Annotated in this window: 10 protein-coding genes and 2 tRNA genes; 4 read left to right on the top strand and 8 right to left on the bottom strand. The window is 60.5% G+C overall.

The features are described from left to right. Positions 1-8 precede the first annotated feature (8 nt). Positions 9-85 (bottom strand) — tRNA-Val (locus BM400_RS15800). 265 nt (positions 86-350) lie between these two features. Here BM400_RS15800 and BM400_RS15795 point away from each other — a divergent pair. From BM400_RS15795 to BM400_RS15785, 3 genes are all read left to right on the top strand, one after another. After that, the gene (locus BM400_RS15795) at positions 351-1562 is read left to right on the top strand and encodes a carbohydrate porin (protein ID WP_245781902.1); all 1212 of its coding nucleotides are present in this window, start codon (positions 351-353) and stop codon (positions 1560-1562) included. A gap of 166 nt (positions 1563-1728) precedes the next feature. Further along, positions 1729-1805 (top strand) — tRNA-Asp (locus BM400_RS15790). A gap of 216 nt (positions 1806-2021) precedes the next feature. Then, complete coding sequence (locus BM400_RS15785; protein WP_089840519.1) at positions 2022-2240, top strand: hypothetical protein; 219 nt, start codon at positions 2022-2024, stop codon at positions 2238-2240. Positions 2241-2343: 103 nt separating this feature from the next. On the opposite strand, the gene BM400_RS15780 is transcribed toward BM400_RS15785, so the two are convergent. The 4 genes from BM400_RS15780 to BM400_RS15765 all read right to left on the bottom strand — a co-directional run bounded on the left by BM400_RS15780 (position 2344) and on the right by BM400_RS15765 (position 7733). After that, positions 2344-4137 (bottom strand): glycoside hydrolase family 13 protein, encoded by a 1794-nt coding sequence (locus tag BM400_RS15780; protein ID WP_089840517.1) that lies wholly within the window; start codon positions 4135-4137, stop codon positions 2344-2346. A gap of 30 nt (positions 4138-4167) precedes the next feature. After that, positions 4168-5568 (bottom strand): glycosyltransferase family 87 protein, encoded by a 1401-nt coding sequence (locus tag BM400_RS15775; protein WP_175529054.1) that lies wholly within the window; start codon positions 5566-5568, stop codon positions 4168-4170. Between the two features lie 252 nt (positions 5569-5820). Next, positions 5821-7176 (bottom strand): Gfo/Idh/MocA family protein, encoded by a 1356-nt coding sequence (locus BM400_RS15770; RefSeq protein WP_089840513.1) that lies wholly within the window; start codon positions 7174-7176, stop codon positions 5821-5823. 173 nt (positions 7177-7349) lie between these two features. Further along, entirely contained in the window at positions 7350-7733 is a 384-nt protein-coding gene (locus BM400_RS15765) for a DUF302 domain-containing protein (protein ID WP_089840511.1), read from the bottom strand. Positions 7734-7836: 103 nt separating this feature from the next. Between BM400_RS15765 and BM400_RS15760 the strand changes: the two genes are divergently transcribed. Then, the gene (locus BM400_RS15760; RefSeq protein WP_089840509.1) at positions 7837-8859 is read left to right on the top strand and encodes a LacI family DNA-binding transcriptional regulator; all 1023 of its coding nucleotides are present in this window, start codon (positions 7837-7839) and stop codon (positions 8857-8859) included. Here the strand turns inward: BM400_RS15760 and BM400_RS15755 are convergent. From BM400_RS15755 to gnd, 3 genes are read right to left on the bottom strand one after another with little or no spacing between them, the layout of a single operon-like run. Continuing rightward, positions 8852-9427: a DNA-3-methyladenine glycosylase I gene (locus tag BM400_RS15755; protein ID WP_089840506.1), complete on the bottom strand. Its 576-nt coding sequence runs from the start codon at positions 9425-9427 to the stop codon at positions 8852-8854. The genes BM400_RS15760 and BM400_RS15755 overlap by 8 nt on opposite strands. Beyond that, positions 9424-10827 (bottom strand): glucose-6-phosphate dehydrogenase, encoded by a 1404-nt coding sequence (zwf, locus tag BM400_RS15750; protein ID WP_089840504.1) that lies wholly within the window; start codon positions 10825-10827, stop codon positions 9424-9426. The genes BM400_RS15755 and zwf overlap by 4 nt, the downstream gene beginning before the upstream one ends. 24 nt (positions 10828-10851) lie before the next feature. After that, entirely contained in the window at positions 10852-11874 is a 1023-nt protein-coding gene (gene gnd, locus BM400_RS15745; RefSeq protein ID WP_089842021.1) for a phosphogluconate dehydrogenase (NAD(+)-dependent, decarboxylating), read from the bottom strand. Between the last annotated feature and the right edge of the window lie 89 nt (positions 11875-11963).

Below are 11963 nucleotides of genomic sequence, written 5' to 3'. Positions count from 1 at the left end.
GGATTCGATGGTGGGCGGTGAGGGATTCGAACCCCCGACCCTCTCGGTGTAAGCGAGATGCTCTAACCAGCTGAGCTAACCGCCCGTCCTTTTGCCGGCGCGATGGCACGGCTAGGCACTCTTTCCAGTGTATGGCAGCATGAGGCGATGTGCAATGTGCAACCGCCCCCTCTAAAGAGGCTTGCGGCTTGGTGGCTGCCGGGACTATGGTCGGAAAGACTACACGGTACAGAACGATGATCGAGCGGATGAGGCGAGCGGGACTTTTTGAGCTGGCGTTTTTGTGCTTTGGCGCATGGACTGTTTGTGCTGCTCAGGTGGGGTCCGGGGCTCCGGACGCTTCGGCACGCGTGCAGCGGGAGAGCAAGGCGCAGGAGGAGGCGGTTGCGCGGGCGCAGACCGCGGCCCGGTATCCGGGGCAGGCGCTCGATATGGATGCGGTGGTGCTTGGCACGGTTCCTCCGGATCCTCTATTTAAGGCCGACCCGCTGCATCCTCTGATGAGGCCGGTGGACTTGATGCTGGATGGACTGCGGAAGACGCATCCTTTCAGCTTTGCGGCGTCGTACACCCTGCTCGACCAGTATGCGACGGCGACGCCTGACGGAGTTCGGCACAATGCCGGGACGGGGCGATTCGATTTGGTGGGTGCCTGGAAAGTATACGACCATGAGACGCATGCGGGGACGATCAGCATGCTGGTGCGGTCGGGAACGAATCTCGGCGTGAGCGAGCAGTTCAACCTGAGCAATGCGCTGGGTTCGGGGCTGGTGTTGAACTGTCTGCAGGGCGGTGGACCGCAGGACACGATCACGCTGAACGTTTTGTACTACCGGCAAGACTTTTACCAGAGGAAGATCGCATTTTATATCGGGAAGATCCATCCCAATGAGTTCATCAGCCTGAGCCTGTACAACAATGATGAGCGCAGCCAGTTTCTGAATGCGGAGAACGATGGGAACCTGACGATTCCGTCGGATGGCACGTACGCTGGGGGAGCGGCGCTGGAGTACCAGGTGACGCCCCATTTTTATGTGCATACCGTGACGATCGACACGGAAGGCGGGGAGCAGCGCAACCTGAAGACGCTGGCGGACCGGAAGTATATGAACGCGGTGGAGTTGGGGTGGAAGGAAGGCACGCCGACTCGGCAGGAGCATCTGTTTCGCATGGTGGTGTGGCGGGACGATACGGCCAGTCAGGGAAGCGGAGCAGGAGCGGGCTTCGGTTCGGACTATGAGCTGGCGAGCGGATGGGTGCCGTTTGGGAGACTGGGCATCGCGACGGATAAAGGCAACTCGATCAAGCGCATCTTCGACGCGGGGCTGGCGCATATACGGCCGTTCGGGAGGCGTGGGGATATGTTTGGCGCGTCGATCAACGTGACGGAGCCGAGCCACGGCGCGAAGCACCACGAGACGCTGTTTGAGACGTTCTATCGTGTGAGAATGACGCGCAGTCTGGAACTGGGGCCGGATCTGGAGGTGTCGGTTCATCCGACGAACGCTCCGAAGGCGTATACGACGGCTCTTCTGGGGATTCGTGGAAAGCTGATTTTTTAGGGGCGAATTTTCCACTGCGAGAGAGGTGGAGCATGACGCAAACGGCTCTTGTTCTGATAGACTTGATCTTGTTGCCGGGTGCTGAGGACTGCACCGGTGACGAGGCAGAAGAGAGCGAACGCTTTGCAACGCATCTTCTGTATCCAAGTTGTTGAAGAAACAGCCTGGGGACGTAGCTCAGTTGGTTAGAGCGCCGCCCTGTCACGGCGGAGGTCGCGGGTTCGAGCCCCGTCGTCCCCGCCATCAAACCGAAACAAGGTTGATGGCATAGTGACAAAAATTCGAATGAGTGAAAGGGTGCTGATCTTCATCAGCACCCTTTTCTGCGTCTCCTGCATGGACCACCTGCGTCGAGAGGTTTGCACGCGATAGGCCCTGCTCGAACGTTGCTATCTTCCAGGCTTCGGTAACCGCCATCGACGGTGAGAATCAGGTTCTGATTCCCAACTGCCGCACCAGTTGCTCCGGCTCCGGCAGCACCAGCCTGACAACATCCTTCGGTTTTCGCAGACGGGCATCCCGAACACCGGTGGCTCATCGAGTCATCACGGAGATGCGGTCCCGGGCCTGAGCGCTCCTACCGGTGCGACGATCGATGCTTCTGGAAACGTCTGGGTCTCGAACAATGCCACCGGAACACTCACGCAGGTGATCGGCTACGCCGCGCCCATCATCTAACCGCTGGCCCTGGCGTCTTCCGATGGGACCATCGGTCAGTTGCGTTAAGATGACAGACTTCGTTGCGAAGCCGAACCACTTTCGGTCCGGCTTCGAAGCGTTGCTAACGTACGGAGCCAATCCAGGATGCGAAGGGTGGGAGGGTGATGGTGAGGCTTGTGTTTCCGGCCAGCGAGGGGGCGCTGGTGAGGATGGTTTCTACCGCGGAGGCTTTGATCTTCGCGGCGGCAAGATCCAGCGTGATGGTCTGCGGCTGGGCGGAGAAGTTGAGAGCTACCACTGCTGAGGGTGCTCCTGAGGGGGCGGTTCGGCCGTAGGAAAGAACGTTGGGGTTGGCGGGGTTGAGCAGCACGAAGCCACCGTCGTGCAGGGCCGGTAGATCGCGACGCAAGTGGATGAGCCGTGTGTGCCAGTTGAGAAGCGAATCGGCATCGGCAGCTTCGGTTTTCACGTTGACGGTGATGTAGTTGGGAGTCACCGGCAGCCAGGTTTTTGGATCGGTGCTGAAATCTGCTTCGGGGTCTGCGTTGCTCCACTGCATGGGCGTGCGCTCGCCGTCGCGACCCTTCTCGCGGGGCCATCCGGTGATGCCGATGGGATCCTTTACGTCTTCGACGCGGGTGGGTGTGGCGGTGACCATGCCGATCTCTTCGCCGTAGTACATCATGGCGGTGGCGCGGCTGGTGAAGAGGATGGTTGCGATGATCCTGGCGATCTGGGCGTTATGGACGCCGTCGCCAAAGCGGTCCCATGAGCGTGGGTTGTCGTGGTTATCGAAGACCAGGAGGGGCTGGGATGGGCCTAGCGTGGTCTCCATCTCGTTGAGTGTCTGGCGGATGTGAGGAAGGTCGAGAGACACGTTCTCACTGTTGGGGCCACCGCCTTCGGAGTGGAAGCCGACGAGCATGTCCATGGGGAGATGGAGTTCGTTGCGGGCTGGGCCACCGTACCATTTGAGGAGCTCTGCTGTGTTGGGGAGGTAGGTTTCGCCGATGAGAACGCGGTGACCCGGATACTTGTCGGCCATGACGCGCATGCGGCGCAGGACGCCGTGTACCTCGGGCAGCATGTTGGTGTAGACGTCGTTGAGATTGGGATCGCCCTGTGCGTTGGTGCCGGGAGCTGCGATGGGCTCGTCGCGGAGTTGCGCGTCTTCGAAGAGCGTGGGCACTGCGTCGAGGCGGAAGCCGGCTACCCCGCGGTCGAGCCAGAAGCGCATGGTGCCGAACATGGCTTTTTCGACGGCGGGGTTGCGCCAGTTGAGGTCGGGCTGTTGCTTGTAGAACTTGTGGTAGTAGAACTGGTGGACCTTCGGGGACCACTCCCATGCGGAACCACCGAAGAGGGCGACCCAGTTGTTGGGGGGGACGCGGCCTTCGTGGGCGAGGGGGCCGGTGCCCGGTTTGCCGTCGCTCCAAACGTACCAGTCGTGTTTCGGGTTGGTGCGGGAGGAGGCAGCTTCTTCGAACCATTTGTGATGGTCGCTGGTGTGATTGAGGACCATGTCGAGGATGATCTTGATATGGTGCTTTTCGGCGTCGGCGAGGAGATGGTCGAAGTCGGCCAGGGTGCCGTACTGGGGATCGATGTTCTCGTAGTCGGAGATGTCGTAGCCGAAGTCCACCTGGGGCGAGGGGTACATGGGCGAGATCCAGATGGCGTCGACGCCGAGGCCTTCAAGATAGCCGAGGCGCTGGGTGATGCCGTTGAGATCGCCGACGCCGTCACCGTTGGTGTCCTGGAAGGAGCGCGGATAGATCTCGTAGATGACGGCGTGCTTCCACCAGGTTGAGTCGGTGCTGGGGGTCGCCGCGGACTTGAGCTGGACGGCGGTCTGCGCTGTCAGCACGCTGGGGAGAAGAGAGAGGGCGAGCAGAGCGGAGAGGAGACGACGCATACTCCATGATACTTCCTGGTTGGGAAGGAGTCAGATCCAGTCGTGTTCGAGGATGTGTTGTGGTGCTCCGTTGTCCGTCGCTCTTTGTTGCTGTGGGGATGTAAAGTCCCCGTGCAGCAACTTGTACATCATTCCGAGGTAGAACAAGCATGCAAGCAGGCAGGCCAGCGAAACCTGGCGCTCAATGAGCACTGTATAGAGGTGTCCGTTCCAGATGGAACCAAACAAGAATTTTGGAATATGGATGAGATATCGATGCCCTAACAGGTGGGTGTAGGTCACTGCGAGGCTGATGGACAGCGTCATGAGGATGCTTGTCCTCCCGATTTTGGATTGCGATATCAGGAAGGCAAGCGCGGGGAACGTCAGAAGCAGCAAAAGCGTGTCGCCGGAGCGATGGTAGAACGGGAGCAGGCTGAACGCACAGACGGACGCGATGCATATGAGATCTTTTGCGCGTCCATCCTGGAGGCGCCGCACGAGAGTAACCCATACCACGAGCAGAACGAGAGAGATCGCCCAGGCGACATGGTTGTAGAAGGCGCGGTCATCCCTGAAGACGCTGATCACAGCCTGCAGATCCGCGATGTTCGTTGCGTCGTGGTTGGTAGGTCCTGGATTGCTCAACCGGCCGGGCATCGAGATCGCATTTAGATTCATGGCATATTCGCGGTACCAGTTCTTCATATTCGGTTGTGTCGATACCCAGAGCAGAGGCGGTATGCACATCCCTATGGTCGTGCCGATGATCTGGAGTGCGCGTGTACGGTAGGCCTTGATCAGCAAAAGATAGAGCACCAGAGCGTATCCGATGTGAGGTTTGATCACTAAGGACAGGGAAAAGAGCAAAACGCCGGCCAGCTCGTAGCGCCGCTTCAGGATGCACCACAAGCCGACACAACAGAGTCCAATTGCCGGCACCGACGGGTTCGCCACCATGAGTGCGATTGGGCCGTTTGGCGCGAGAAAAAAAGCGATACACAGATTTGCTGAGAGTGGAGAATAGTCGGCGCACAGATCTGCGATCAGCACGACCGCACATCCGTAGATCAGGATGGAAAAAGCGAGCCAGGCGTACAAAGCCAGAGGCCACCGCAGGACTGAGATGGGTGTGAGGTAGACCAGGAACGTTGGAGGATAGCCGGCGATATTGGGTGCAAAAGGCCCCTCGGACGAGGGGATAGCTTCTTGCAATGTTCCCCCCTGCTTGAGAAACTCTGCCATGGTTTCAGATGCGCTAAAAGGATCGCACCCCGCGACGATACACCGCCCACTCCCGTAGATCGCTCTGAAATCGATGCCGGCATAGGGTTCCTGGCGGGGATGAATAGCGAGCGCGGCGTGCAACAGCCAGCCGAACAGGGCGATGGATATGCCCAGATATCGCTTCCAGGAAGCAAGTTGGTGCTTCTGCGTAGAACTCACAACCATGGACGACTCCAGCCAGTACGCTTCGGGTAGCACCCGGCGAGAGGACTTTGAGCTGAATTTCGATTGGGAGGAGTCTAAACGAAACATGCACCTCGCGATACCTCCATCTGAGGGATAAGTCCGTTCCTTCAGGGCACGAAGTCCCAATTTGGTATTGACGCATGCGATCAAACAGAGCAAACGTCCCGCCTGCCTTTGAGGGGAGCGGGACGTTTGTTCTGTTTGATCGACGTGGATGGAAGTGGCTGAGGTCTATGCCTTTGCCAGGACCATGGTCTCGGGGTCCCACTTGACGGCACCGCCACGGCTGATGCTCTCGTTGGAGAGTAGGGCGGCTCCGGCGGCACGCAGGCCGAAGGTGGCGTCTTCGGTGACGGGCTTGCGGGTGCGGACGGCGTCGAAGAAGGTGTGGAAGTGGTCGTAGCTGTCGCTGTAGCCCTTGGGCGCGGTGTAGCGCTCGGAGGACTTGAGGCTGTTGGCGGTGGGGCGCGGTGGCGGATACTTTGCGTCGTACTGCTCGACGATCTGCTTCTGCATGGCGGTGGTGTAGGTGCCGATGGTCAGGCCTGGATCCTTGGGGTGGGGGGCGTGGTTGATGGTGAGGCCCTGTCCGTTGATCTCCATGGTGCCCTCGGAGCCGGTGAAGAGGAAGCCCTCATTGTCGTCACCGCCTGAGGCGAAGTTGACGCGCAGGCTGAGATTGAAGCCCTGGGGATAGTCGAAGATGCCAAGCATGACGTCGGGAACGTCGCGACCGTCCTTCCAGTAGCGGATGCCGCCGGTGGCCATGCCGCGGGTGGGACCGTTGGATCCGGTGATGAAGTGGGTCCCGCTGAAGAGGTGGACGAAGAGGTCACCGGCGACACCCGAGCCGTAGTCCTTCCATTTGCGCCACTGGAAGAAGCGTTCGGCATCGAAGGGGCGTTTGGGCGCGGTGCCTTCGAAACGCTCCCAGTCGCAGGTGGTGGTGCTGGCGTCGAGGGGCACGGTGTAGTTCCAGGCACCCTGAGAGAGGCTGCGGTCCCAGTGGGCGCTGACCATGTTGAGCTCGCCGATGGATCCGGCGGCGAGCAGTTCCTTGGCTTTGGCATAGAGGACGTTAGAGACGCGCTGACTGCCGATCTGGATGATGCGGTTGGTCTTTTTTGCGGTGTCGATCATGGCGTGCCCATCGGAGTAGAGATGGATCATGGGCTTTTCGCAGTAGACGTCCTTGCCGGCGTTCATGGCGTCGATGGCGGCCTGCTTGTGCCAGTGGTCAGGTGTGGCGATGAGGACGGCGTCGACGTCCTTGCGGGCGAGGATCTGGCGGTAGTCGCGGGTGGTGAAGAGGTCGTTTCCGTAGACTTCCTTCATGTGGGCGAGGCGTCCGTCGTAGCAGTCGGCGACGGCGACGAGCTTGACGCCGGGGACCTGGACGGCCCAGCGGGTGTCGCTCTGGCCCTGGATGCCGGCTCCGATGAGGGCAAGGTTGATGTGATCGTTGGCAGAGGGTGCCTTGCCCATGTCGGGGAAGGGATCGGTCAGGACACTGATCTTGCCCGTGTAGGCCTGCGCCGCTGCCAGACCTGCGGTTTGAAGGAACATCCTGCGATCGAGACTCGCCATGCGTTGCTCTCCTTGATTGCCCATTTCATCGATGTGGTAACGATTCCGCGCCGTGCGCTGGAAACACGAGTCATCTTACATGGAAGAGGAAAGACAGGTCATCCTGGCGTGGAGAGTGCTTGGTTTTCAAGGAGACACGAATGGTTCTGCTCATGCCGGGGCACGCCGATGGTCTAGAGAGGGCCCGGCTTGACGGCGGCCTCGCATAGGTTGCGAATGCCGCCGATTGCCGCGATCATGTCGTGCGGCAGACCGTGGCGCTCTGCGAGATACTCAGGCGTATTGTAGGAGAGCCATACCGCGCCGGAGGGCTCCTGCCAGACGAGAGCCTTCAGCGGCAGATCGATGGCCAGCGTGGGTGCGGCGATCATCAGCGGCGTGCCTGCCTTAGGTGCGCCGAAGATCAGTACCGTCGCGGGCGTCATCGACAGACCTGCTGCCTCGGCGGTCGCGCGGTGGTCGATGGTAGCGAAGACATCGATGCCATTGCCGAAGAGGATGATCTGTAGACGGTCGAGCGTCTCGGCGACCGTGTAGGGACTTCTCAAGTGCGTCATTCCGTTTTGTTCCACAGGAGTCTCCTCTGCCGAGGCCATTCTAACGGCAGCCGCGCCCCGGGGGACTGTTTCAAGGCCAGCCGATTGTTATAGAGTCACATGTATGCCGGCCGTCAGGATGAAGGATATTGCGCGCGATCTGGGTGTCTCCGCCGTTACGGTGTCGAAGGTGCTGCGCGGCCATCCGGATATTGGACAGGCGACGACGGACCGTGTGCTGGCGCGGGTGAAGGAGCTGAAGTACAGGCCCAACCTGATGGCACGCAGCCTGGTCACCGGCCGGAGCTTTCTGGTTGCGTTTGTGGTGCCGGATCTTGTGCATGGCTTCTTCTCGGAGATTGCGATTACAGTTTCGACGGAGCTGCGCAAGCATGGTTACTCGATCCTGATCGCCTGGACCGCAGACGACTCCGAGGTGCAGTCGAGCGAGATGCAGCATCTGCTCTCCGTTGGGATCGACGCGATGATCGTGGCCACTTCAGGAAACGATACATCCGCCTTTGAGCTGCTCGAAGAGCGGGGTACGCCGTATGTCCTTCTGGATCGGGACTTGCATGCGTTGAAGGCTCCCTTTGTGGGGGGCGACGATGTTCTTGCGGGTCAGCTTGCTACGCAACACCTCATCGATCAAGGATGCAAACGGATCGCTCATATCTGCGGGCCGTCCATGAGTCCCGGGTTGCGCAGGCTCGAGGGCTATCGCGTTGCGATGAAGGAAGCGGGGCGCACGGTCAACGAAGACTATATTGTGACGCCGGTGGATGACGGTGCACGCAGCTTCCAGCATGGGTTCGAGGCTACCCAACGTCTGCTTGCCCTGAAACCTCGCGTCGACGGCATCTTCTGCTTCAACGACCCTCTGGCCATTGGCTCTATGGAGGCTATCTTCGCGGCTGGTCTGCGTGTGCCGGAAGATATTGCGATCATCGGTTGCGGCAACCATCCGATGGGTGAGACGTTGCGGCTTCCGCTCTCGACGGTCGACCAGGATATGAAGGGCCTTGGCGAGAAGTGCGCCAAGGCGGTTCTGGCACTGCTGGCTGCGCCGGTGAAGGCAAGCACGAAGAAGTACATTCTGAAGCCGCTCCTGGTAGTGCGGAAGACCTCACAGCGCGGGACTAAATAGCCTTCTTCTTCGCGCAGGGCTTGCGACGGAAGCAGTCCGCGGCATGATCGTTGGTAATGCCTACAGCCTGCATCCATGCATAGACGATTACCGGACCGACGAACTTGAAGCCGCGCTTTTTCAGGTCGGCGGAGATCTTCTCCGAAAGCTCGGTCTTCGGGGGCAAGGGGCCTTCGTGCTGGATGGGCTTGCCACCCGCCATGCCCCACACATAGTCGGAGAAGTCTTCTCCGCTGCGCTGCATCGCCAGGTAGATCTTTGCGCCGCCGATGGTGGCTTCGATCTTGGCGCGAGCGCGCACAATGCCGGAATTCTGCATGAGTCGCTCGATGTCCGCCTCTTTGTATCTGGCGATGCGTTCCGGGTCGAAGTGGTGGAAGGCCTCGCGGAATGCTTCCCGCTTTTTCAGGATGGTGATCCATGAGAGGCCAGCCTGAAAGCCCTCGAGCATGAGCACCTCCCAAAGGGTCCGGCTGTCGCGTTCGGGCATGCCCCACTCTTCGTCGTGGTAGCTGCGCATGAGACTATTGTTGCCGGCCCATGCGCAGCGGGTCATTGTGTCGCTCATCCCACGACCCGGTAGACGTCCTGCGGCTCGGGCGTGGGGATGTCCCATCCGCCGGGAGGGATGAGGCTGGGGTCGCAGTCCTGCGGGCCCCAGGTTTGGGGCTCATAGACGTGGACGGGCGTGGGGGCGTTCAGGATTGGATCGACGATGCGCCACGCTTCTTCGACATAGTCCTGTCGGGCAAAGAGGGTGGCGTCACCGGCCATGGCGTCGGTCAGGACGCGTTCGTAGGCCTCCATCTCGGTGGGCTCGGGGTGTCGCGTGGCCACCATCTCGACCTCCTGCCGGGGACCTGTGCCGGAGACCGATGAGGTTGAGACAGCGAGGGCGATCGTCATCTCTGGGCTGATGCGCATGCGCACGTAGTTCTGTGGTGAGTCTGGTTCGGTGATGTTGGTATGGGGCGGCTTACGCAGACGCGCCATGACCTCGGTGCAGGTGACGGGCAGGTTCTTGCCGGCACGAATGAAGAAGGGAACTCCGTCCCAGCGCCAGGACTTGATCTGCATACGCAGCACGGCGAAGGTCTCCACCTGGGAGTCGGGCGCAACCCCCTTCTCGTCGAGATAGCCCTTGAACTGGCCGCGGATGAGGTCGTCCGCCGTGATGGGGGGGATTGCCTTGAGGACCTTCACCTTCTCGTCGCGGACGGACTCGCTGTCGCTGGCGGCGGGGCACTCCATGGCGAGATTGCAGAGCACCTGGAAGATGTGGTTCTGGATGACGTCGCGGATCGCGCCGGTCTGGTCGTAGAAGGAGCCGCGGCCCTGCACGCCGAAGTCTTCGGCCATGGTGATCTGCACGCTCTCGATGTAGTTGCGGTTCCAGATGGGCTCGAGGAAGGAGTTCGAGAAGCGGAACGAGACCATGTTGTGCACGGGCCCCTTGGCGAGGTAGTGATCGATGCGGAAGATCGACGACTCTCGAAACGCGGACAGCAGGATGCGGTTGAGCTCCTGCGCGGAGGCTAGGTCATGGCCAAAGGGCTTCTCGACGATCATGCGTGCATCTTTCGCGGATCCGGACTGCACGAGTTGCTCGACGACCTTCTCGAACATCGACGGAGGAATTGCGAGGTAGTGCGCGGGCCGCTTCGCGTCGCCGAGCTCCTTGCGGACTGCCGCGAACGTTGCGGGATCGGCATAGTCGCCGTCCACATAACGCAGCAGCCCGCTGAGCTTGGTCCATGCATCCGGATCGAGGCCTCCGTGCTTTTCGAGGCTGTCCTTGGCGCGGTCCTTCAACTGATCCAGGTTCCAACCGGCTTTGGCGACGCCGATGACCGGAACGCTGAGGCTGCCGCGTTTGATCATCGATTGCAGGGCAGGGAAGATCTTCTTATAGGCGAGGTCGCCGGTTGCGCCAAAGAAGACAAGTGCGTCGGAGTGCGGCTGGGTCATGGTGGGTCCTCAGAAAGTGCGGGGTTACTTTTCGGCTGGCTTTTCGAGATGTCCGCCAAACTCGTAGCGCATCGCGGAGAGAAGTTTATTGGAGAACTCTGCTTCGCCGCGCGAGCTGAAGCGCTCATAGAGCGAGGCTGTGAGCACGGGCGTGGGAACACCCTCGTCGATGCCGGCCCTGATGGTCCAGCGTCCTTCGCCCGAATCGGACACGCGTCCACCGAACTTCGACAGGGCGGGATCCTCGATGAGTGCCTGCGCGGTGAGGTCGAGGAGCCAGGAGGCGATAACGCTGCCGCGACGCCAGACCTCGGTGATCTCCGGCAGGTCGAAGTCGTACTGGTAGTGTTCTGGATCGCGGAGGGGGGTGGTTTCGGCGTCGATCTCGCCAAGATGCTTGCCGATGTTTGCGGACTTCAGCACGCCGAGGCCCTCGGCGTAGGAGGCCATCATGCCATATTCGATGCCGTTGTGGACCATCTTGACGAAGTGGCCCGCGCCGTTGGGGCCGCAGTGCAGATAGCCATCCTCGGAGGTCCCGATCCCCGGCTTGCGTCCTGGCGTGGGTCCCGCGTCTCCCTTGCCAGGAGCGATGGTCTTGAAGATGGGGTCGAGGTGTTCGACGGTGGCGTTCGAGCCGCCGATCATCATGCAGTAACCGCGCTCCAGGCCCCAGACGCCTCCGCTGGTGCCTACATCGACGTATTCAATACCCTTTTCTGCAAGCATCTTGGCGCGACTGATGTCGTCTATATAGTACGAGTTACCGCCGTCGATGAGGATGTCGCCCTTCTCCAGGTGAGGCACGATGGAGGCAAGTGTCTTCTCGACGACGCCGGCCGGAATCATGAGCCAGATGGCGCGCGGGGTCGTTAGCTTGCCGATCATATCCTCGATTGAAGTCGCTCCGGTGACTCCCTCTGTCTTCGCCAGATCCGCGACTACGTTGGGGGACATGTCGAAGACGACACACTCATGCCCGTGGGCCACGAGCCGTTTGACCATGTTGGAACCCATTCTGCCAAGACCTACCATTGCCAGTTGCATCGACGTCTCCTTCAAGAGGCGGGTGTTGTTTCGGGGAGTGGGGATTCTGAGCCATCTGCTGCATCATACGATGCGTTTAGCGGGCGCAA

It is taken from the genome of Granulicella pectinivorans (assembly GCF_900114625.1).
Taxonomy (GTDB): domain Bacteria; phylum Acidobacteriota; class Terriglobia; order Terriglobales; family Acidobacteriaceae; genus Edaphobacter; species Edaphobacter pectinivorans.
This window is presented reverse-complemented; position numbering and strand designations above follow the sequence as displayed.